The following is a 21,088-nucleotide window of genomic DNA, read 5'->3' as shown; positions in this document are numbered from 1 at the left end:
AGGCGGTCCCACACGCCGGCAGCCTGCCAGTCGCGTAGTCGTCGCCAACATGTCACGCCCGAGCCGCAACCCATCTCGGCAGGCAGATCGCGCCAGCGCAGTCCGGTCTTGAGAACGAACAAGATGCCGGTCAGCGCGGCGCGATTCGAAACAGGTAGGCGACCCGGGTTCTTCTCGCGCCGCGGCTTGGGTGGCGGCAGTAACGGCTCGATCAGTATCCACAATTCGTCGTCGATGATCGGCTTGCCCATCTCCTCGGTCTCGGTTGTTCCGATGCCTGAGGTTAACAGCTCGCCGCGAAAGTTAACAGCCCCACGGGCCCTTTTTGAAACCGTCCCTTAGGAACGCTGCGTGCCCGCGTTCGTGAACGCGCTTACGCGAGTTGCTCGCGCAACTTCTTGCGCAACAGCTCGACGCGCTTTCTGGCAAGCGGCTCGTTGATCCCGAGTGTCGTCGCGATGTGCAGATAGGGCCGGTCCTCCTCGAACTTGAGCGTGAACAGCATCTGCTGCTGCGGGGGCAGCGTGGACAGCGCCTGCTCGAGACGCAGCAGTTGCTGCCGGAGGAGTAGTTGGTGCTCCACCGACGGCGCGTGGCCGGCCAGCTCGACGGCGTGATCGTCGTCCCAGCCCGGGTCGAATTCGAGCATGCCGCTTTCGCGCAGACGGCGGCGCGCGCCATCGAGGAACGCATGGTTCAGCACCAGAAAGAGAAAGCCGGCCAGGTTCTGAACGCGCTCAGGCGAGCGCTGCAGGTAAATGTGGACCTTGAGTGCGGTGTCGGAGAGCAGTTCGTCGGCGCGGTGAATATCGCCCTTGCACAACAGGCGCGCGCGGCGCCTCAATTTCCCCTGCATTTCCCGCCACGTGCGATCGAGCTGCTGCGCCGGAGACTCGGGCGCCGGGGCAGCGTGCTGGTTCGAGGTTGTCATCCCGTGCCTTCCTTTTTATTGGAAAACACAGAATCGAGTCGATACCGGGAATGGCGCTGTTACCCGCGTAACACCGTTATAACGATAATCGGTTCCGGTAAATTTTCTTGATTATTATGAACAGAAATATTAATCCCCCTGCATGCTCCGATCCGTCGTTTAAGGGGCGTCGCCGGACCTGAATAACGGCATTGCGATGAAAGAGGACAACTGCCGCCGCGATGGGTTCATGCGCCGGCATACGGCTATCCATGTCAATCAGCCAAGCGCCGTTGCCGTCAGAGTGCCGCGATATCCGGACTGCTTGTCGATTATCCCGATATATTCGTTATTCATTCTTCACGCAATGCCGAAGGCAGCGTTTTTCGCTAGGTGGCCGCATCGTCTAACAACCTCGCGCGGAAAACATGCCTGCCCTTGCTAACGCTCCAACGTTGCGCAACATACCGATACTCGCCGATCTCCCGGAAAGTCTGATCGCCCATATCGAGCGGCATGTCACCCTCTGGCCCGAACACGGCAATCGCCTGTTGTTCTTCAAGGGCGATCCGGGTGATTTCGTCGCGTTCGTGCACCGCGGCCGCGTCTACAGGACGCTGCACGAACCCGGCGGACGCGAGGTCATTCTCGGCCACTCGATGCCTGGCGAACTCATCGGCGAAAACACACTGATTCGCGCTCACCAGCGCAACTTCACCGCCCAGTTGAGCCCCGACTGCCGCATTTCGCTGCTGCATCGCCCGTACTTCGCGCCGCTGCTGGCCAACGCGGAATTCATGGGGCGCATCCACGAGCAGCTGTGCCGGCATATCCACCAGCTGAGCGACTTCGTCGAATCGGCATGCCTGTACCGGCTCGACGCAAGGCTCGCGCGCCATCTGCTGAACCGCATGCAAGGAAACGATCTCGAGGTGCCGCTGCCGGAGAACCAGAGCATCCTCGCGGCGATGCTCAACGTCAGACGGCCGCGACTGAACAGCAGCCTGCAGAAGATGCAGCGCGACGGCCTGATCCGGCTACACGAGCACGGTGTGACGATCGAGAAACCGGAGCAGCTCCGGACCATCGTCGACACCAATTGAGGGCCCGGCACGCACGTGCGTCGTGCGGTGCCGCGGCACGGGGCGGCTGCGCGCGCCGGTTCGGGCCGCGCGTGGCGAGGGTCAGCCGCGCCAGTGGCTGATGGCGTTCATCAGTTGCGCGACGGCGGCCAGCTGCGACGCAAAGCTGTCGTTCGCCGACCGCGCCGCGCCGGCCGCCGCAGCCGCCGGTGAGCCCGCATAGAGCTGCATGACGCCGACGGTCGTGGCGGCAAGGTTGGACATCGCCTGGTTCGCCTGCATCTGCACCGCGTTGTGCAGCAGGATCGCGGACGCATGGCTGTTCGACTGCATGAGCGTGCCCAAGGCTACGGCGGGGGCTTCGCCCACCACCTTGACGTTGGCTTGCGTGACCGCATCGGTCACCGCGGGGGAAACCTGTTCCGGCATGTCGTTGCTCCTGGTTGGCTCGCCGCTGCGGCGCTGTCACGGCGAAAGCATGAGTGGGTCGGTCGGCGATGCGTGCCGCATGCCGCCGCCGGGGCCCGCCATCGCGGGCGTCGACACGACGTCTGGCGCCGGGCGGCAGCCACCGATCGGGGCCGCCGCCCGGCGTCGACGCCAGGCTACGCGTCAGGCAAGCGCCCTGCCGAGCGCGAGTACATCAGCCAGCACGGAAAGCACCCCGTTCGAGCCGATTTCCGTCGCGGCGGCCCCCGCGCTCGCCGGCCCGAGCGTGTACAGCTGCATCGTGCCCACGTTCGTCGAGGTCGGCAGCTGCACCGCCGACTGCGACTGCTGCTGAACCGCGTTCTCGAACAGCACGCTGAGCGAGTGGCTCTGAGCCTGGTACAGCGAGCCCGTTGCCATCGCAGGCGCTTCGCCAACCACCTTGACGTTGGTTTGCGTGACCGCGTCGGTGATCGCGGCGTTCACCGCGCACGTCTTGCAGTTGCAGGGGTCTTTCGAGTCGTTTGCGCCATCTGCCATCGTATTTCTCCTGATTCGCGAACAGGCGCCGCATCGAATCGGCTCTGCCCGTTCTGTCGTTTGCTCCGGAACACCGCGCGGCACCGCTGTTCAGGCGCCGGCGGCCATGCGGGTCCACGGCGCGGCGGCGGCATTGGCGGCTCCCGCCGCTTGCGCCGCCGCTCAACCGCGGCGTTGCGATGGCGCGTCAGGCCTTGACTGCCTTCCCGATTGCGATCACGTCGGCCAGAATGGAGATGATCCCGTTCGCGCCGATTTCCGTGGCGGCCGCGCCCGCGCTTTCCGGCCCGATCGTGTAGAGCTGCATCGTCCCCACGTTCGTCGACGTCTGCGACTGGATTGCGGCCTGCGACTGCTGCTGCACCGCGTTCTCGAACAGGATGCTGAGCGAATGGCTCTGGGCCTGGTACAGCGAGCCCATCGCCATTGCCGGCGCTTCCGCGACCACCTTGACGTTGACCTGTGTGACCGCATCGGTAATCGCGGGATTCACCTGGCACACTTGACACGTATCAGCCATTTGTTGCTCCTTGGTTCACGTAGTTGAGAGGTCGCACATCGGGGGCCGGCCGGTTTCGCTTTCTGCCGAATAACCCGCGTGCTACTCCATGGACGCTTGGCCGGAGGTATCGTGAACGGCAGCGGCGGCGACGGCAGTCGGTTCGGACGGTTCGGCCGGGGCAGCGCCGACGCGTCGCAACCGGTCGTCCATCGCGTCGAGCCTTGCGATGAGCCGTTCGGCGAGCGAATCGACGTATTGCCGGAAGCACGCGTCGATTTCCTGCCGGATCAGGCCCGTCAGCTGTTCGCCGATCATCGCCAGCGCCTCGCGGGTGCTGTCCTGGATCTCGGCCGCGCCTGATGCCTGCGTATCGCCCGGCGGCTCATGCGCGTCGAGTACGCCCGACACTTTCCGCTGTTCCGACGCCAGCATGCCGAGGGTCGTCTCGTTCTGTGTTTCGATCGTCTGCAGGATGCCGCGCATCTTCTCGTACGCCTTCTGCTGGTTGAGCTGCAGGAAATGCTTGATCTGTTCGCGCGCCTCCTGCCGGGTTTTCAACTGCGGCAACGGCCGGTTCGCGGCGGGCGCCGGCACGGCCGTGCCCGCCGCCGGCGCTGACGGGTTCCCGCTCCTGCCCGGAAGTTGCTCCAGCAGCGCCTGTTCTTCGGCCGGCGCGAGGGGCCGCCCAAATCGCTTCTCCGCAAACTGCCGCAGCAGCGGGTCGAGTGCTTCGTGGCTCATGGCTTACCTCTCCTCGATGTCCGCCCGCGACGCCGGTGCGTGCGGTTGGAGGGCGGACGGACGCGGTGCCGAGGCGCCCTGGTCGGCAGGCTGCAATGGATATCGCATGGTGTTCTCCCGGGAATGGACGTGCGACGGCCTCACCGTAAAGTTCGGCAGGACCGCTGTAGGGACGAACCGTGAGACGAGTCTGTGAAATTGGAGATGCCTCCTCCGGCCGCCCCCTCCCCGACAATTCTTGACTGTGCCCACCCCGCCAAACTGGTAGGATGCCGGTCGCCTCAGCATGGAAAGCGGACACCGGACACCCGATCGATCCCTTTTAATGGGCCGCGAGACCGGTCATCCGTGCCGTCCCGTCCAGGCGACACGGTGCCCAACCGCACCCCAGCCCCCGTCGAACCCCGCAACACCCCGGCGTCGCCCCACCCGACCCGTTGCAGCAACCGTTGGAGTGGCGCCTCGTGCGCCAGCAAGCATGAAGAACTCGAAGCCGCCCACCCGCCCCTCGCGCGAGAAAGACCGCACGCCGTTCGCACGTGCCGGCGCGCTGCTGCTGATGGCCGGCCTGCTGTACCTGCTGTGGCCTTCGGCCGAAACCGCGTACCTCGCGATGGAGTCGGTGATCCGCTGACGCGCACGGCCGTCCGGCACGCACTACGCTATACTCACGCAATGGAAACCCAACCTGCCTCGCCGAACGTGCATTGCTGGTGGCGCGCCTGACCCAGGCGGCCCGTTTCCTTTTGCATGTCCCAAACGTGATGCCGCCAGCGATGGCGGCATTTGCGTTTCTGCGCAGACACCATGGCTGGCGGCTTCGATAACCCGGAGCAACGACCAGCATGACCCACCCGACCCGACCGACCATCCTCACCGGCGACCGCACGACCGGCCCGCTGCATCTCGGCCACTACATCGGCTCGTTGCGCGCCCGCGTCCGGATGCAGCATGAAGCGAAGCAGTTCCTGCTGCTCGCCGACACGCAGGCGCTGACCGACAACATGGGCCGCCGCCAGCGTGTCACCGAGAACGTGATCGAGGTCGCGCTCGACTATCTCGCCGTCGGCATCGATCCGGCGATCTCGACGATCGTCGTGCAGTCGCAGGTGCCCGAGCTCGCCGAGCTGTCGCAGTACCTGCTGAACCTCGTCACGGTCGCGCGCCTCGAACGCAATCCGACCATCAAGGAAGAGATCCGCCTGCGCGGTTTCGAGCGCGACATCCCGGCCGGCTTCCTGACCTACCCCGTGAGCCAGGCGGCCGACATCACCGCGTTCAAGGCGACGCACGTGCCGGTCGGCGACGATCAGCTGCCGATGATCGAGCAAACCAACGAACTCGTGCGCCGCTTCAACGCGACCGTCGAGCAGCCCGTGCTGGTCGAATGCGAGGCCGTGCTGTCGCCGGTCACGCGGCTGCCGGGGATCGACGGCAAGGCGAAGATGAGCAAGTCGCTCGGCAACGCGATCACGCTCGGCTCGACGCCGGACGAGATCACGCAGGCCGTGAAGAACATGTACACGGACCCGAACCACCTGCGCGTGAGCGATCCCGGCCAGGTCGAGGGCAACGTCGTGTTCACGTTCCTCGACGCGTTCGAGCCCGACGTGCAGAAGGTCGACGAGTTGAAAGCGCACTACCGTCGCGGCGGGCTCGGCGACAGCGTCGTCAAGCGTGTGCTGGACGAGCGGCTGCAGGCGTTGATCGAGCCGATCCGCGCGCGCCGCCGCGAATTCGAGGCCGACAAGGCCGAAGTGATGGCGATCCTGAAGCGCGGCACGATGCACGCACGGGACGTGGCCGGTGCGACGCTCGCGGAGGTGAAGGGGTCGATGGGGTTGAACTACTTCGATTGAGCGCCGCAGGCAGCGAGCACGCAAATGTGCTTCGCGCGCTGGTCGGTATCGGGCCGGCGCGTGGCGTTCATCGCATCACGTGCGCGAGCGAGCATCGATGCACGCGCCGCTTCATCGCGATGCGTGCGCCGGCACGGACGCGTGACACACGGCCTCGACCCGATTGCCGGCCGGGTCGACGAGAAACGCGCCGTAGTAGTCGCCGTGGTAATGCGGCCTCAAGCCGGGCTCGCCGTCGGACTGCCCGCCGGTCGCCAGGCCGGCCTCGAAAAACGCATCCACCTGCTCGCGGCTCGCGGCCTTGAAGCACCAGTGCCGCTTGCTCACGCCGATTTCAGCGGGATCCAGATAGACCGCCAGGCAAGTCGATGCGGTGTCGTTCGCGTTGCAGCGTTCGCCATAGCCGAGCGCAGTCGGCCGGTCATAGACCTTGGTCGCGCCCAGCGCGGCCATGATGGCATCGTAGAACGGGCGCGCCCGTTCGATATCCGGCACGCTGATTGACACGTGATCAAGCAGTTGCATGATGTTTGCTCCATTGAATGAGCGCGAGTCTACACAAGCGTGCCCGTTTCCGTCCGACCGACCATCTTTCCTGGCGCGCGTGCGACCACGCAGCATGTCGGTCAGTACTTCGGCTCACTGCGCGCCCACACGGATGCAGCACGAAGCCGCTTTCAAGGCAGGCGTCGGTCCGGAACACGGCCAGCGACACTTGGAAACCTTTCGATTCAAGCCATCCGTCGCTGCAGAAACGGCGCGTGCCTTGACGGCCTCCACACCGCTCGTCGGTGACGACACTGCAAACGCAGGCCATCAGGCAGCCGACGCTCGAGCGCTCGAGCCATGGCAAGCCGCACGCATTCCCTCTTTCCGAAATTGACCTGCAGCGACGGTCTCGCTAACGTGCCCCACCAATAAACAAAGACAGCAAGCAAGACGTGCGGCACACGCGGCTCGTTTCGCCTGCACCTCAAGGCGCACCGAGTGAATACCTATCGTTACCAGAACCAGCAAAACCTGAGTCCGACCGAACTGTTCTTCCTGATTGCCGCCGACGAAACGCGCAAACAAGCCGGAATAGACGATGTGGAAGCCGTTATTCTGATTCTTTCCGGCCTGCCGATCCTTCCGACCCGCGCCAAACCGCTCGGGGCGACCCAAGGTACCTCCGTCGCATCGGTGATGGCACGATCTATCTTCCGGCATGAATTCAAACGCAAGGTACTACCGACCGTCACGCTACAAAGCATCAAGAATCTGCGTGTGATCCTGACTCATCGTCTTGCAGTGTTCGTTGGCCGGACCGTGCCGGGCGTCGGCTGGGTTCTGCTCGCCAAAGATGCCTTCCATATTGTCCGGAACACCGTTTCCCGGTACAACCAGATTGCAAAACCGGAGGACAGGATTCTGTAATGGACGACCGTCAATTGTGGGAAAGGCTGGAAGCATTCGTTCGCGAGGAAGCAGCCGTATCGAGCAAGCGCCGGATTACCGGGAGTACGTCCGTATCCGTCGATCTCGGACAAACCGGAGACGATGCGGACATCTTCATGGATCGATTCTTCACCCGATTCGAGGTGGATCGCGGCGACTACGATTTCGGACGTTACTTCCTGATGGAGGGCGAAGGGATCCTGTATCACATTGTGCGCAAGTACCTGCTCAGGAAACCCCATACATTCGAACGGGAGGCATTGACCGTCAGCATGCTGTGCAAGGCCGTCTCACTGGGCAAGTGGGACGCCGAGGCGATCAAGGAATGATCGGCACCGGCAGCCACCTGCACTTGCGCGACCGGTCGTCAATCTCTGCCGGCCCTTAGTCCACTCCGCCGATGCCACCCCCGCCCGCCCCCGCTATCGTTTCCCCGTCATCCACCCACCCACGACACCATGACGCCACAGGAAACGATCGACCGGATGGAGATCCAGGATCTGCTGACCCGCTATTGCCACGCCGTCGACCGTCACGACTGGCATGAATTCGAGCGCCTCTTCGCGGCCAACGCGACGCTCGACTACACGGCCTTCGGCGGCCCGGTCGGCAGCCGCGCGGAAATTGCCGGGTATCTGGAACAGGTGACGTCGGCGATGCGCGGCACGCAGCACACGATCTCGACATCGCTGCTGATCGTCGACGGCGACGCCGCGACCGCGCGAACGGCCGGCCAGGCGATGATGATCTCGGCCGGTGAGGCCGGCGACGATCGCGTGTGCTTCGTCGGGCTCTGGTATCGCGACCTGCTGGTGCGAACCGAATGCGGGTGGCGCATCCAGCGTCGCACGCAGGAGCGCAGCTGGATGCACGATGCGCCGCCGGTCGCGGCGCGCTAAGCGCTCCGCGACCGGCGTGTGACGTCACTTCATCTGCATGAGCTGGATCAGATTGCCGCACGTATCGTCGACAACCGCGACGCGCACCGGCCCCGCATCCATCGGCTCCAGCGTGAAGCGGACATCGAGATCCTTGAGCCGCGCGAACTCGGCATCGAGATCGTCGACCTGGAACGATGCCGCCGGAATGCCGTCCTCGTACAGCGCCTGCTTGTAAGGCCCGACCGCGCGATGGTTGCTCGGCTCGAGCAGCAGCTCGGTGCCGTCCGGCTGGTCCTTCGACACCACGGTCAGCCAGCGGTATTCGCCCACCGGCACGTTGTTCTTCAGCTTGAACCCGAGCTTGTCGGTATAGAACGTCAACGCCTTGTCCTGATCGTCGACAAAGATACTCGTCACGTAGATTCGCATTTCAATCTCTCCTGTAGCGGCAGCCACCGCCCCGTCACTATTCTTCGTCGAAATCGATGACAAACGCATAACCGTCGTCGATCAGCTTGCGCAGGTAGCCATCGAAGTCGTCGGCGATCACCGCGTAGCTGTCGGGATCGTGCAGGAAGCGCACGACCTGCCCGACCTTGCCGCCCGGCGCCGGCTCGAAATCGATGTAGAGCTGCGACGTGCCGCCGTTGTTCATGCAGTGCGAGAAGCACAGCCGCCGGCTCATCGGCAGTGCGATGTCGATGCGCGGATCGACGAGCTCGCCGTCGTCGTTCGCATCGTCGCCATAGATCTCCGCGATGCTGTCGCGGTACTTCGCGCCCTCCTCGAGCATCTGCCCGGCCGACAGCAGGTAATACGGGTATTCGTAGACGTCGGAGCCCAGCACCAGCACATTGACCGTCGTGCCGCCGTAGTCGCGCCAGTAGGTGCCGTCGAGCTTGCCGAGCAGTTCGAGCAGGCTGGCCGGGCATTGCGGATACGCGGCACGCAGCGCATCGAGCTGCGCGGGCGTCGCGCCCGTGGCGGCGGCGAGCGCCGCGTTGTCGGTGTCGGGCAGCGCGGCGCGCAGGCCGGCGAGATAGGTGTCGACGAGGGTCATTGCGTCAGGTCCGAAGAACAGGCAAGCGCCATTCTAGCGCCCGACGCGATCCGCTCCTTCCACGCTTGCGCGCACCCGCTTACGTGATCTGGTACGTCGACGCCGGCACGAATTCCTCCGGTAGCGGGCGGTCGCCCAGTTCGAGCACCGACCGTTCGATCGTGCGCGTCATCGCATCGAGCGCCAGCGCGTTCGGCGCGAGGCCGAAAGGTTCGGCCACCTCGCTCGCGATCGCTTCGAGCGCGATCAGCGTGTACGAGATGAACACGCAGATCAGCGGTGTGAAGAACTCCGTCGAATCGACGAGGCCGAACGGCAGCAGCACGCAATACGCATACACGGTGCGATGCAGCAGCACGCTGTACGAGAACGGGATCGGTGTCGACAGGATGCGTTCGCACCCGCCGACCGATTTTCCCACCTCATCGAGTTGCGCCTCGAACATCCAGCAGGTCACGTCGCTGCCGGGCGCGCGGCCCAGCACGCGCACGATGCCGCCGCGCAGCTCGTCGAGGATCGCGACGGGCTTGAAGCATTTACCGCCAAGCTCAGCCGTGCGCTCCGCACCGAGAATGCGCTGCAGGTCCGCCGTCGGATCGGTATGACGAAGCTGATGCTTCAGCGCATAGGTGAGCGCGATCAGCAGGTCGGCCAGCCGGTTGCGCTCGGCGTCGCTCACGCCGTCGGGCAGGTAGCGATTCAGCTGCGACGTCAGCGTACGCGCCGCGATCAGCAGGTTGCCCCACAGATGCCGCGCCTCCTTGAAGCGCTCGAAGCTCGCGTTGTTGCGAAACCCGAGGAAGATCGCGAGCGCGAGCCCGAACAGCGTGAACGGCGCGGTGTTGAGCGGGATCTTCTCGCCGAAGATGCGCCCGTTCGTGAAGACCGCCAGCGTGCTGACGATCGCCATGAACACGAGCTGCGGAATGATCGATTGCAGCACGGAGCCGTTCCAGACGAACAGCATCCTGAGCCAGTTTTGTTGTGGTCGGACGATCATGGTGTTTTCTCGACTGCCAGGGAAATGCATCAAACGGCGCGCCGGCGCCCGATGCGCAACGGCCCGCGCATGGCGGGCCGCTGTCGGGTGAATGCCGGGTCGGGCGCGGTGCTGCGCGCGATGATACGCCCGCGCCCGCCACGCCCGTCACATCGTGCGGCGTTCAGTGATAGCCGCTCAGTGATAGCCGATATCGCCCTCGCGCACCTTGCCGCGGAACACACGGTACTGCATCGCGTTGTACACGAGGATGATCGGCAGCACGATCACGGTGCCGACGAGCGCGAACTTCTGGCTCGAAGGGCTCGACGACGCGTCCCAGATCGACAGCGACGGCGGCACGATGTTCGGCCAGATGCTGATCACGAGCCCCGTGTAGCCGAGGAACACGAGCGCGAGCGTCAGCAGGAACGGCGTGGCCTCGTGCTCGCGCTTCACCGTGTGGAAGATGCCCCACACGCACGCGATGACGAGGATCGGCACCGGCAGGAACCAGCCGAGGTTGCCGCTGCCGAACCAGCGGTGCGCGACGGCCGGCAGCCCGATCACGGTCCACAGGCTGACCACGCCCATCACGGCGAGCAACACGCCCGCAAGCGGCTTCATCAGAAGGCGCATCTTGCGCTGCAGTTCGCCGTCGACCTTCAGGATCAGCCAGCCGCAACCGAGCGTCGCATACGTGACGAGCACGCCGATCCCGCACAGCAGGCTGAACGGCGACAGCCAGTCGAACGGCCCGCCCGCGAACTGGTTGTTCTCGATCTTGATGCCCTGCAGCAGCGAACCGAGCACGATCCCCTGGCAGAACGCGGCGAGTGCCGAGCCGCCGATGAACGCGAGATCCCACATGTGTTGCGTGCGGGTGGCCTTCGCGCGCAGCTCGAACGCCGCGCCCCGGAAGATCAGCCCGACCAGCATCAGCACCAGCGGCAGGTAGTTCGCCGGCAGCAGCGTCGAATACACGACCGGGAACGCGCCGTAGAGCCCCGCGCCGCCGAGCACCAGGAACGTCTCGTTGCCGTCCCACACCGGCGCGACGGTGTCGAGCATCACCTGGCGCTCGGCCTTCGCATCGAAGAACGGAAACAGCAGGCCGATACCGAGATCGAAGCCGTCCAGCATCACGTAGATGAATACGCCGAGGCCGATGATCGCGGCCCACACGACAGGAAGATCGATTTGCATGGCTTACTCCGCTTCGGTGACGTTCAGCGGCGTGGACAGCGCGCTCTTGCGCAGCCCCGGATGCCGGTGCAGCTCGATATACCCGGCCTGGGCAGCCGGCCCGCGCTTCATCAGTTTCATCATGTAGTAGATACCCGTTCCGAACACCAGGAAATACACGACCACGAAGATCAGCAGCGACACGCCGACCTGCTGCGCGCTGAGCGGCGCAACCGAATCGACGGTGCGCAGCACGCCGTACACGGTCCATGGCTGGCGCCCGACCTCGGTCGTGATCCAGCCGGCCAGCAGCGCGAGGATGCCCGACGGCCCCATCGCGACCACGAACCACTGGAACCAGCGCGTTTCATACAGGCGCCCGCCCTTTCTCAGCAGCAGCCCGAGCAGCGCGGTAAGCAGCATCAGCATCCCGAGGCCCGCCATGATCCGGAACGTCCAGAACACGATCGGCGAATACGGGCGGTCCTGCGGCGGGAATTCCTTCAGCCCGCGAATCTCGCCGTCCCAGCTGTGCGTGAGGATCAGGCTGCCGAGGTGCGGCACCTGGATCGCATAGCGCGTGGTTTCGGCCTGCATGTCGGGCAGCCCGAACAGGTTCAGCGCGGTGCCGCCCTTCTCGGTTTCCCACAGCCCCTCGATCGCGGCGATCTTCGCCGGCTGGTATTCGCGCGTGTTCAGCCCGTGCGCGTCGCCGACGACGATCTGGATCGGCGCGAGGATCAGCAGCATCCACAGCGCCATCGAGAAGCTGCGCTTCACCGGCTCGTCGCGGCGCCCCTTCAGCAGATGCCACGCACCGCATGCGGCGACGATGAAGCCCGCGACGATGAACGCCGCGATCGTCATGTGCACGAGGCGGTACGGGAACGACGGGTTGAAGATGATCTTGAACCAGTCGACCGGCACGACGAGCCCGTTCTCGATCTTGTAGCCCTGCGGCGTTTGCATGAAGCTGTTCGACGCGAGGATCCAGAACGTCGAGATCAGCGTGCCGACCGCGACCATCAGCGTCGCGAAGAAGTGGGCGCGCGGGCTCACGCGCTGCCAGCCGAACAGCATCACGCCGAGGAAGCCGGCTTCGAGGAAGAACGCCGTCAGCACTTCATACGTAAGGAGCGGGCCCGTGATGTTGCCCGCGACGCGCGAGAAGCCGGCCCAGTTGGTGCCGAACTCGTACGCCATCACGACGCCGGAGACCACGCCCATCCCGAAGCCGATCGCGAAGATCTTCGACCAGAACTGGAACATGGATTTGTAGGCGGCATCGCCGGTGACGAGGTAGCGCCATTCCAGCACCGCCAGGAAGCTCGCCATACCGATGCTGATCGCGGGAAACACGATGTGGAACGACACCGTGAACGCGAATTGCAAGCGGGCGAGATGGAACGCATCGAAGATTTCCATGACCGTAATTTGCTCGTGGTTGTGAGGACGTACGCTCGAAGCAGGAAATCGCGCGACGGCTTGGCGACAACACATGCGAACACAAACGGTCACTCGCATGGCATCGAAGCGTGAATGACGATATCGCGTTTGCAACGATACTCGCAATCGTTCGAACGTGCGTTGAAACTGTGCTGCTTCCGCTGCCGAAGATGTGTGTACGGAAAACACATTTCGTGCCTGCGGGATGGTCAGCTGTACTGCTTTCCGCGTTGCAGCGCTGTATATCCGGCGCGCCTTTCATCCCCGTTAACATCCGATGCAACGCCTGTCCGCGGCCACGGCGCGCCCCTCGGCCGCGCCCGCCCGGCAGCTTCGATTCCCCTGGTCCCGCGTACGCGCCCGACCCGGCCGGCCCGCCGGCCGATCCGCCTGGAGAAAAACGCATGGAGTCCTGCATCCGCCGCGACGATCCGACCGGCAGCACCGCGTGTCATGTGACGCGTCACCGTGCCGGCGACGCTCGCGACACCGTCGATCGCGTCGTCGACGAAACGCCGGTTGCACTCGTGTTCAACGACATTGCGCACACGGTCATGATGGCGACCCCGATCGACCTCGACGCGTTCGGCCTCGGCTTCGCACTGAGCGAAGGCATCGTCGAGCGTGCGTCGGACGTCTTCGACATCGAAAGCGAATGCCGGGCCGGCAGCGCCGAAGTGCGGCTGACCGTGTCGCAGCAGGCGTTCATGGCGATGAAGGCGCACCGGCGCGCGCTGGCCGGCCGCACCGGCTGCGGCGTATGCGGGATCGAGAGCATCGCGCAGCTCGACCTGCACCCGCCGCGCATCGCCGCCGCCGGCACGGCCGCCGGTATCGACGCGGCAGCGATCGCACGCGCCGCACGCGAGTTGCCGGCCCATCAGACGCTGATGCGCGAGACCGGCGGCATCCACGCGGCCGCCTGGTGCGACCGCGACGGGGCCGTGCTCGACGTGTTCGAGGACGTCGGCCGCCACAACGCGCTCGACAAGCTGATCGGCCGGCTCGCGCGGCGCCGCGCGAACCTGCACGAAGGCTTCGTGTTCCTGTCGAGCCGTGCGAGCTACGAACTGGTGCGCAAGGCCGCGCGAGTCGGCATCCCGATGATCGCGACGATCTCGGCGCCGACGTCGCTCGCGATCGACGTCGCCCGCGAGGCCGGCGTGCGGCTGGTCGGCTTCTGCCGCAACGACGGCTTCGTCGAGTACGTGTCGCCCGACGCCGTTCAACCCGATCAACCGGCGCTCGCTCAAGCGCATCCGGCTCTCTCCTGATGAAACCACTGACCGATTTCGATACCGCGCAGCAGCATTTCGCGAGCGCGTTCGCGCCGCTTGCGGCCACCACGTCCATCCCGGTCGCGGAAGCCGTCGGCCACGTGCTGGCCGCGCCGCTCACCGCCGTGCTCGACCAGCCGCCGGCCGACCAGAGCGCGATGGACGGCTACGCCGTGCGTCACGCGGATCTCGCGCACGGCGAGCCGCTGCACGTCGCGCAGCGCTGCTATGCAGGCGACACGCCGGCACCGCTGGCCCCGCGCACGGCCGCGCGCATCTTCACCGGCAGCGTGATTCCGCCCGGCGCGGACACCGTCGTGATGCAGGAGCACGCGCACGAACAGGACGGCTGGGTCGCATTCGACGCGCCGCAGCGCAGCGGTTCGCACATCCGCCGCCGGGGCGAGGAAGTGCGCGCCGGCGACCTGCTCGTGCCGGCCGGCGTACGCATGGGCCCGATGCATGTCGGCGTGGCCGCCGCGCAGGGATTTGCGCGCGTCGACGTGCGCCCGCCGCTGCGTGTCGGCATCCTGACGACCGGCGACGAGCTCGTCGCATGCGGGCAGCCGCGCGCGCCGCAACAGATTTACAACAGCAATGCGCCGATGCTTGCTGCGCTGGTCGCGGGAACCGGTGCCGAAGTCGCGATGAACCTGCACGCGGCCGACACCGCGGCCGCCGTCGATCGTGCGCTGCGCGATCTGCACGCGGGCTGCGACCTGGTGATCTGCGTCGGCGGTGCGTCCGTCGGCGACAAGGATCTGCTGCGCCCCGCGCTGGATGCGCTCGGCGCGTCGTTCATCGTCACCGGCGTGCGCATGAAGCCGGGCAAGCCGGTTGCACTCGCACGGTTCGACGCGCAACCAGTGGTGTTGCTGCCCGGCAATCCGGGGGCCGCGATGACGGCGTTCGCGCTGTTCGTCGCGCCGCTGATCCGCCGCCTGCAGGGGCGCAACGCGCGCCTGCCGATCGTGCCGTCGCTGCCGATCGACGCCGACTTCGAACCGGATGCGCAGCGCGAGCGCTTCGTGCGCGTGCATTGCACCGTCGGCCTCGACGGCACGCCCGCACTCGACACGCTGCGTCAGCAAGGCGCCGGCACGCTGCAGTCGCTCGTGCAGGCGAGCGGGCTGGCCCGGCTGCCGGCCGGGCAACGCATCGCGTGCGGCGACGCGGTACCGTATTACGAATTCGCGCACTGGCTCGCATGAGCGCGACGCCGGTCACTCGCCCGATGCACGGCATTCGCCGCCGCGCCGGTCACGCAGGTCGCACGACGAACTGTATTCCTGCAATTCGGGCGCGATTGTGTCCCTGCCGTGAAAACCCGGCGGACTATCCTCACGATGAGGCTCGTTACGCGCCGTGCGCCGACCTATCGGCGCGCGCACGGTCGACCGGCGACGCCCCACCGCTTACTTCTTGCAGGCCGACGAACCGATCGTGAATGCCATCGTTTCCGCCGCGCCGGCCGCTGCCGCACCTTCCGGCGGCGCATCGCCCGGCGCTTTCCCCCGCACGACCGACACGCTCGGCCGCCCGCTGCGCGACCTGCGCCTGTCCGTGATCGACCAGTGCAATTTCCGCTGCGGCTACTGCATGCCGCGCGAAAGCTTCGGCGCCGACTACGCATTCATGCCGTCGGCCGAGCGGCTGTCGTTCGCGCAACTCGAAAAAATCGCCCGCGCATTTACGTCGCTCGGCGTCGAAAAAATCCGCATCACGGGCGGCGAGCCGCTGCTGCGCCGCAACCTCGAAGCGCTGATCGAACGCCTCGCCGCGCTGACGACCGTCGACGGCAAGCCCGTCGAAATCGCGCTGACGACCAACGGCTCGCTGTTGGCCGCGAAGGCGCGCACGCTGCGCGACGCGGGCCTGTCGCGCGTGACCGTCAGCCTCGATGCGCTCGACGACGCGGTGTTCCGCCGGATGAGCGACGCCGACGTACCCGTGTCGCGCGTGCTGGCCGGCATCGAGGCCGCTCAGGCGGCCGGGCTCGCGCCGGTCAAGGTCAACGCGGTGATCGAGCGCGGCGCGAACGACGACCAGATCCTGCCGCTCGTGCGGCACTTCCGGCATACCGGCGTGGCCGTGCGCTTCATCGAATACATGGACGTCGGCGGCGCGAGCTTCTGGTCCGGCGACAAGGTCGTGCCGGCCGCGCGGATGCGCGAACTGATCGACGAGCACTATCCGCTCGTGCTCGTCGGCGAACCGGGGCACGACGCGACCGCAATCCGTTGCGCGCACATCGACGGCGCGGGCGAAGTCGGCTTCATCGCGAGCGTGTCGCATCCGTTCTGCGGCACCTGTTCGCGCGCCCGCGTGTCGGCCGACGGGCAGCTCTACACGTGCCTGTTCGCGACGCAAGGCACCGACCTGCGGCCGTGGCTCGACGATACAGCGTCGACCGACGATCTCGCCGCCGCCGTGCGCGATCGCTGGACGCACCGCGACGACCGCTATTCCGAGCGCCGGGCCGCGCGGCCGGCCCGCGCGCCGGGCAAGACCTATCCGACCGTGCGCATGTCGCTGGTCGGCGGCTGAGGGGCCGCCGCGCGACACAGGACGCACCGCCAACAGGAGAACTGTCATGACGAGCTTCACCGAATCCCGAGCCGGGCTGCCGGACGATCCGTTGCACGCCGGCAGCCCCGCGCCCGACGGCACGACCGAGCCGCACCCCGAGCCGCCACCGTCGATTGCCGCCGGCTTCGAAGTGCGTGTGCAGTACGCGTCGATCGACGCCGGCGCCGAGCTCGCGCCGATCGTTCGCAATCCGAATGTCGGCGCGGTCGTGAATTTCCTCGGTGTCGTGCGTAACGAAGGCGACGTCGACGATGTCGTCGCGCTCGAAGTCGAGCACTATCCGACGATGACCGAACAGGCCCTGTGGAGCATCGTCGAGGAAGCGAGCGCGCGCTGGCAGCTCGAAGCGATCAAGATCGTGCATCGCGTCGGGCGCATTCCGCTCGGCCAGGCGGTCGTGCTGGTCGTGGTGGCAGCCGCGCATCGCGGGTCCGCGTTCGACGCGTGCGAATTCCTGATGGACTTCCTGAAGACCCACGCACCGTTCTGGAAGAAGGAGATCCGCCACGACGGCGTATCCGGCTGGGTCGAGGCCAAGGCGCACGACGACCAGGCGATGCGCCGCTGGGGCTGAGCGTATGCGCTGCGCGTGTTCCGATTCCGCCGAGTGATTCCTTTCAAGACATCGCGATGAAACTGACGATCAAATACTTTGCAAGCATTCGCGAACAACTCGAGCGCGACGAGGAAATCGTCGAACTCGATGCGCGCGAGCTCACCATCGACGCGCTGCGCGACACGCTGGCCGCACGCGACGCGCGCAGCGCGGAAGCGCTGCGGACGGAGCGGCCCGTGCGGGCCGCCGTAAATCTCGAGATGGTGACGGGGGAATTCGTCGTGCGGGAGGACAGCGAGGTGGCGTTTTTCCCGCCGGTGACGGGCGGCTGACATCACCACGAGCCGGAAGGAATCCGGCATGACATCGATCGCCCGTTGCAGTTCACACGCGCTGGCACTGCTCGTCAGCCGCTCACGGCCGGCATCGCGGCCCGGCTCGACAGATAGTCGACCATTCGTTGCGCGGCCGGTTGCAGCGCATCGAAGCTCCTGAAGCAGACGACGAACCGGCGCTTCGCCCACGCATCGACCAGCGGGATCACCTTGATGCCGAACACCGGCCGATACGTGTCGGCCACTTCCATCGGCACGACACTGATCCCGAGCCCGGCCGCGACGACGCGAAACGCAGCATCGAAACCCGACACGATCACGCGATACGACACCGTCGTGCCGGCATCGGCGGCCGCGCGCTGCAGCAGCGTGTGGACGGCGGTCGTCGGCAGCAGGCCGACATGCTCGTAGCCCAGCGTCTGCTCGAAGCTCAGCGACGGCGCGTTCGCGAGCGGATGATCGCGATGCACGGCCAGCGCCAGCCGGTCCTGCCGATATGGCCGATGCTGCAGGCCCTGAAGATCGACGTTGTCCCAGCACACGCCCACGCTCGCCGCGCCCTCGCGCAACTGCCGCACGAGTTCGGACGACAACCGCTCTTCCACGTCGACCCGGATGTTCTCGTTGGCCGGTTCGCGCATGAACGACGAAATGTCGTCGAGCAGCGCCTCCGCGATCGCCGACGCCGATGCGCAGATGCTGACGCGCCCCTTCAGCCCGCCGCCGAACGCGGCGATATCGCTCGCGATGCGCTCCATCGTGAAGAGCACGCTGCGCGCGTGCTCGAGCAACGCATTGCCCGCGGCCGTCGGCTCGACGCCGCGCCGCGAGCGCGTGAGCAGCGGCACGCCGAGGTCGCTTTCGAGTTGCGCGATGCGCTTGCTGATCGCCGACGGCTCGATATGAACCGCCTCCGCCGCCCGCGCCATGTTGCGGTGATCGCACACGGCCACCAGCAGCCGCAGCGTTTTCAGGTCGATGTCGCGCATCCGCCGTCTCCAGGCAATCAAGCATTCAGACATTCCATTTCGGAAACATGGCGGTTCCGAAATACCGCTTTAATGTCCATCAGGAATGTCTAAAGTTAGCACGACGCCGGTGCATCGACACGGGCGAAATCAACGGAGACAAGCGACATGCGGTCGTTCCCCCAGCATGCAGTCATACGCGAAGTCGGCTTGCGCGACGGGCTGCAAAGCATCCCGCGCATTCTTCCGACGAAACACAAGATCGAGTGGATCGGCGACGCGTACGCAGCCGGTCAGCGCGAAATCGAGGTCGGATCGTTCGTGCCCGCGCGCCTGCTCCCGCAACTGGCGGATACGGCCGAGCTCGTGTCGTATGCGAAGACGCTGCCCGGCCTGCACGTGTCGGTGCTGGTGCCGAACCTCAAGGGTGCGGAACACGCGATCGACGCAGGTGCCGACCTGATGCTGGTGCCGCTCTCGGCGAGCCGCGCGCATAGCATCGCGAACCTGCGCAAGACACCCGACGAAGTCGTCGCCGAGGTGGCGCGCATCCGCGCCGCGCGCGATGCGGCCGGCTCGAAGACGCTGATCGAAGGCGGTATCGGCACCGCGTTCGGCTGCACGATCCAGGGCCGCGTCGAGCAGTCCGCGGTGCTGCGTTACCTGCATGCGTTGCTCGATGCCGGCGCCGACCGCGTGAGCCTCGCCGATACGGTCGGCTACGCGGGGCCGGCCGCCGTCGGCGAACTGTTCGGCAAGGCGCGCGCCGCCGCGGGCGAGCGCTTCTGGTGCGGCCACTTTCACGACACCCGCGGCCTCGCGCTCGCGAATGTGTACGCGGCGCTCGAAACGGGTGTCGCCCGCTTCGACGCGACGCTCGCCGGCATCGGCGGCTGTCCGCATGCGCCCGGCGCGAGCGGCAACGCGTCGAGCGAAGACCTCGCGTTCATGCTCGCCGACATGGGGATCGAGACCGGCATCGACATTGCCGCGCTGCTGACGCTGCGCGCGAAGGTCGCGAGCTGGCTCGACGGCGAAACACTGCACGGCGCGCTGTGGCGCGCGGGCCTGCCGGCCACCCACGCCGCCGCGGCCACCACCCCCGTCTGAATCCATCATGAACCACGACACCCGACTTCCATTCGACGGCATTCGCGTCATCGAATTCACGCACATGGTCATGGGGCCGACGTGCGGGATGATCCTCGCCGATCTCGGCGCCGAAGTGATCAAGATCGAGCCGCCCGGCGGAGACAAGACGCGCAACCTGCCCGGTCTCGGCATCGGCTTCTTCCGCTCGTTCAACCGCAACAAGAAAAGCGTCGTGCTCGACCTCCATACGCCCGAAGGCAAGGCGGCCGCGGTCGAACTGATCGGCACCTGCGACGTGATGCTCGAGAATTTCCGGCCCGGACTGATGGCGACGCTCGGCCTCGACTACGACACGCTGGCGGCCCGCTACCCGGCGCTCGTCTACGTGACGCACAAGGGCTTCCTGCCCGGCCCGTACGACCGGCGCCTCGCGCTCGACGAAGTCGTGCAGATGATGGGCGGGTTGTCGTACATGACGGGGCCGGTCGGCCGGCCGCTGCGCGCCGGCACGTCGGTCAACGACATCATGGGCGGCATGTTCGGTGCGATCGGCGTGCTCGCCGCGCTGCGCGAACGTGATCGCACCGGCCGCGGGCAGGAAGTGCAGAGCGCGCTGTTCGAGAACTGCGTGTTTCTGTGCGCGCAGCACATGCAGCAGTACGCGATGACGCACGAACCGCCGCCGCCGATGCCGGCGCGCGTGTCGGCGTGGAGCGTCTACGACGTGTTCACGCTCGCGGACGGCGAACAGCTGTTCATCGGCGCGGTCAGCGACCGGCAGTTCGTCACGCTGTGCGACGTGCTCGCGTGCCCCGGGCTCGCCGCCGAACCGGAGTTCGCCACCAACGCGCAGCGGGTCGCCGTGCGGCCGCGGTTGCTCGAACGGCTCGGCGCGATCCTGAAGGATCATCGCGCCGCCGAGCTGTCGCCGAAACTCGAGGCGGCCGGCATTCCGTATGCGCCGATCGTCCGTCCCGAGCAACTGCTCGACGATCCGCACCTGAAAGCGAGCGGCGGACTGGTGCCGATGCAGACCGACGACGGCCACACGACCGATGTCGTGCTGCTGCCGATCACGATGGGCGGACGACGGCCCGGCGTGCGCCAGGCGCTCGCGCGCGTCGGCGAGCACACGCAGGAAGTGCTGGCACGGCTGAAACGCCGCGCGGTCGCATGAGCGATAGCCGATGCCGGTCCGGTAACAGTCGGCCGACGTCGAA

26 protein-coding genes are annotated in these 21,088 nt (G+C 66.2%); 13 read left to right on the top strand and 13 right to left on the bottom strand.

Annotated features, from left to right (window positions below; translation table 11 throughout):
* Window positions 1-251: transposase (locus BDI24065_RS29645; protein WP_175034243.1), on the bottom strand; the 251-nt coding region annotated here is incomplete at its 3' end.
* A 122-nt stretch (window positions 252-373) separates the two neighbouring features.
* Window positions 374-931 (bottom strand): RNA polymerase sigma factor, encoded by a 558-nt coding sequence (locus BDI24065_RS29640; RefSeq protein ID WP_174980408.1) that lies wholly within the window; start codon window positions 929-931, stop codon window positions 374-376.
* 407 nt (window positions 932-1,338) lie between these two features.
* Between BDI24065_RS29640 and BDI24065_RS29635 the strand changes: the two genes are divergently transcribed.
* The gene (locus BDI24065_RS29635; RefSeq protein ID WP_175034242.1) at window positions 1,339-2,013 is read left to right on the top strand and encodes a Crp/Fnr family transcriptional regulator; all 675 of its coding nucleotides are present in this window, start codon (window positions 1,339-1,341) and stop codon (window positions 2,011-2,013) included.
* A gap of 81 nt (window positions 2,014-2,094) precedes the next feature.
* On the opposite strand, the gene BDI24065_RS29630 is transcribed toward BDI24065_RS29635, so the two are convergent.
* The 4 genes from BDI24065_RS29630 to BDI24065_RS29615 all read right to left on the bottom strand — a co-directional run bounded on the left by BDI24065_RS29630 (window position 2,095) and on the right by BDI24065_RS29615 (window position 4,204).
* Window positions 2,095-2,421, bottom strand: a complete 327-nt coding sequence (locus BDI24065_RS29630; RefSeq protein ID WP_174980410.1) for a RebB family R body protein — start codon at window positions 2,419-2,421, stop codon at window positions 2,095-2,097.
* Window positions 2,422-2,604: 183 nt separating this feature from the next.
* Complete coding sequence (locus BDI24065_RS29625) at window positions 2,605-2,961, bottom strand: RebB family R body protein (protein WP_174973447.1); 357 nt, start codon at window positions 2,959-2,961, stop codon at window positions 2,605-2,607.
* A 187-nt stretch (window positions 2,962-3,148) separates the two neighbouring features.
* A complete protein-coding gene (locus BDI24065_RS29620) occupies window positions 3,149-3,481 on the bottom strand; it encodes a RebB family R body protein (RefSeq protein ID WP_174950012.1) in 333 nt (110 codons plus the stop codon).
* A gap of 81 nt (window positions 3,482-3,562) precedes the next feature.
* On the bottom strand, window positions 3,563-4,204 hold the full coding sequence (locus tag BDI24065_RS29615; protein WP_175034241.1) for a hypothetical protein: 642 nt from the start codon (window positions 4,202-4,204) through the stop codon (window positions 3,563-3,565).
* A 478-nt stretch (window positions 4,205-4,682) separates the two neighbouring features.
* Here BDI24065_RS29615 and BDI24065_RS29610 point away from each other — a divergent pair, with 478 nt between their 5' ends.
* Both BDI24065_RS29610 and trpS read left to right on the top strand, forming a co-directional pair.
* The gene (locus BDI24065_RS29610; protein WP_174969675.1) at window positions 4,683-4,838 is read left to right on the top strand and encodes a hypothetical protein; all 156 of its coding nucleotides are present in this window, start codon (window positions 4,683-4,685) and stop codon (window positions 4,836-4,838) included.
* A gap of 211 nt (window positions 4,839-5,049) precedes the next feature.
* Window positions 5,050-6,063 carry a tryptophan--tRNA ligase gene (trpS, locus tag BDI24065_RS29605; protein ID WP_175034240.1) on the top strand — a complete coding sequence of 338 codons (1,014 nt, stop codon included), beginning with the start codon at window positions 5,050-5,052 and terminating at the stop codon, window positions 6,061-6,063.
* Between the two features lie 111 nt (window positions 6,064-6,174).
* Here the strand turns inward: trpS and BDI24065_RS29600 are convergent, their stop codons facing one another.
* Window positions 6,175-6,588 (bottom strand): VOC family protein, encoded by a 414-nt coding sequence (locus tag BDI24065_RS29600; protein ID WP_175034239.1) that lies wholly within the window; start codon window positions 6,586-6,588, stop codon window positions 6,175-6,177.
* Window positions 6,589-7,050: 462 nt separating this feature from the next.
* Here BDI24065_RS29600 and BDI24065_RS29595 point away from each other — a divergent pair, with 462 nt between their 5' ends.
* From BDI24065_RS29595 to BDI24065_RS29585, 3 genes are all read left to right on the top strand, one after another.
* Window positions 7,051-7,479: an STM2901 family protein gene (locus tag BDI24065_RS29595; protein WP_175034238.1), complete on the top strand. Its 429-nt coding sequence runs from the start codon at window positions 7,051-7,053 to the stop codon at window positions 7,477-7,479.
* Window positions 7,479-7,829: a DUF1493 family protein gene (locus BDI24065_RS29590; protein ID WP_175034237.1), complete on the top strand. Its 351-nt coding sequence runs from the start codon at window positions 7,479-7,481 to the stop codon at window positions 7,827-7,829. Before BDI24065_RS29595 ends, BDI24065_RS29590 begins: the two co-directional genes overlap by 1 nt.
* 129 nt (window positions 7,830-7,958) lie before the next feature.
* Window positions 7,959-8,399, top strand: a complete 441-nt coding sequence (locus BDI24065_RS29585; RefSeq protein ID WP_175034236.1) for a nuclear transport factor 2 family protein — start codon at window positions 7,959-7,961, stop codon at window positions 8,397-8,399.
* 24 nt (window positions 8,400-8,423) lie between these two features.
* Here BDI24065_RS29585 and BDI24065_RS29580 read toward each other — a convergent pair whose 3' ends face one another.
* From BDI24065_RS29580 to BDI24065_RS29560, 5 genes are all read right to left on the bottom strand, one after another.
* Window positions 8,424-8,810, bottom strand: coding sequence for a VOC family protein (locus BDI24065_RS29580; RefSeq protein WP_175034235.1), 387 nt, complete (start codon window positions 8,808-8,810; stop codon window positions 8,424-8,426).
* 37 nt (window positions 8,811-8,847) lie between these two features.
* Window positions 8,848-9,441, bottom strand: coding sequence for an SMI1/KNR4 family protein (locus BDI24065_RS29575; RefSeq protein ID WP_175034234.1), 594 nt, complete (start codon window positions 9,439-9,441; stop codon window positions 8,848-8,850).
* A gap of 79 nt (window positions 9,442-9,520) precedes the next feature.
* Window positions 9,521-10,441 (bottom strand): bestrophin family protein, encoded by a 921-nt coding sequence (locus BDI24065_RS29570; RefSeq protein WP_175034233.1) that lies wholly within the window; start codon window positions 10,439-10,441, stop codon window positions 9,521-9,523.
* Between the two features lie 177 nt (window positions 10,442-10,618).
* Window positions 10,619-11,626 carry a cytochrome d ubiquinol oxidase subunit II gene (gene cydB / locus BDI24065_RS29565; RefSeq protein WP_175034232.1) on the bottom strand — a complete coding sequence of 336 codons (1,008 nt, stop codon included), beginning with the start codon at window positions 11,624-11,626 and terminating at the stop codon, window positions 10,619-10,621.
* Window positions 11,627-11,629: 3 nt separating this feature from the next.
* Window positions 11,630-13,030 carry a cytochrome ubiquinol oxidase subunit I gene (locus tag BDI24065_RS29560; RefSeq protein ID WP_122950538.1) on the bottom strand — a complete coding sequence of 467 codons (1,401 nt, stop codon included), beginning with the start codon at window positions 13,028-13,030 and terminating at the stop codon, window positions 11,630-11,632.
* 425 nt (window positions 13,031-13,455) lie between these two features.
* Here BDI24065_RS29560 and fdhD point away from each other — a divergent pair, with 425 nt between their 5' ends.
* From fdhD to moaD, 5 genes are all read left to right on the top strand, one after another.
* On the top strand, window positions 13,456-14,325 hold the full coding sequence (fdhD, locus tag BDI24065_RS29555) for a formate dehydrogenase accessory sulfurtransferase FdhD (RefSeq protein WP_175034231.1): 870 nt from the start codon (window positions 13,456-13,458) through the stop codon (window positions 14,323-14,325).
* Window positions 14,325-15,539, top strand: a complete 1,215-nt coding sequence (locus tag BDI24065_RS29550) for a molybdopterin molybdotransferase MoeA (RefSeq protein WP_175034230.1) — start codon at window positions 14,325-14,327, stop codon at window positions 15,537-15,539. Before fdhD ends, BDI24065_RS29550 begins: the two co-directional genes overlap by 1 nt.
* A 211-nt stretch (window positions 15,540-15,750) precedes the next feature.
* Window positions 15,751-16,875, top strand: coding sequence for a GTP 3',8-cyclase MoaA (moaA, locus tag BDI24065_RS29545; protein WP_175034247.1), 1,125 nt, complete (start codon window positions 15,751-15,753; stop codon window positions 16,873-16,875).
* 46 nt (window positions 16,876-16,921) lie between these two features.
* On the top strand, window positions 16,922-17,491 hold the full coding sequence (locus BDI24065_RS29540; protein ID WP_175034229.1) for a molybdenum cofactor biosynthesis protein MoaE: 570 nt from the start codon (window positions 16,922-16,924) through the stop codon (window positions 17,489-17,491).
* Window positions 17,492-17,547: 56 nt separating this feature from the next.
* Window positions 17,548-17,805, top strand: coding sequence for a molybdopterin converting factor subunit 1 (moaD, locus tag BDI24065_RS29535; RefSeq protein ID WP_175034228.1), 258 nt, complete (start codon window positions 17,548-17,550; stop codon window positions 17,803-17,805).
* Window positions 17,806-17,879: 74 nt separating this feature from the next.
* Here moaD and BDI24065_RS29530 read toward each other — a convergent pair whose 3' ends face one another.
* Entirely contained in the window at window positions 17,880-18,797 is a 918-nt protein-coding gene (locus tag BDI24065_RS29530; protein ID WP_122950532.1) for a LysR family transcriptional regulator, read from the bottom strand.
* 147 nt (window positions 18,798-18,944) lie between these two features.
* Between BDI24065_RS29530 and BDI24065_RS29525 the strand changes: the two genes are divergently transcribed.
* Complete coding sequence (locus BDI24065_RS29525; protein ID WP_175034227.1) at window positions 18,945-19,886, top strand: hydroxymethylglutaryl-CoA lyase; 942 nt, start codon at window positions 18,945-18,947, stop codon at window positions 19,884-19,886.
* Window positions 19,887-19,893: 7 nt separating this feature from the next.
* Complete coding sequence (locus BDI24065_RS29520; protein WP_175034226.1) at window positions 19,894-21,045, top strand: CaiB/BaiF CoA transferase family protein; 1,152 nt, start codon at window positions 19,894-19,896, stop codon at window positions 21,043-21,045.
* Window positions 21,046-21,088 lie beyond the last annotated feature (43 nt).

This window comes from Burkholderia lata (genome assembly GCF_902499025.1).
GTDB lineage: Bacteria > Pseudomonadota > Gammaproteobacteria > Burkholderiales > Burkholderiaceae > Burkholderia > Burkholderia lata_C.
This window is presented reverse-complemented; position numbering and strand designations above follow the sequence as displayed.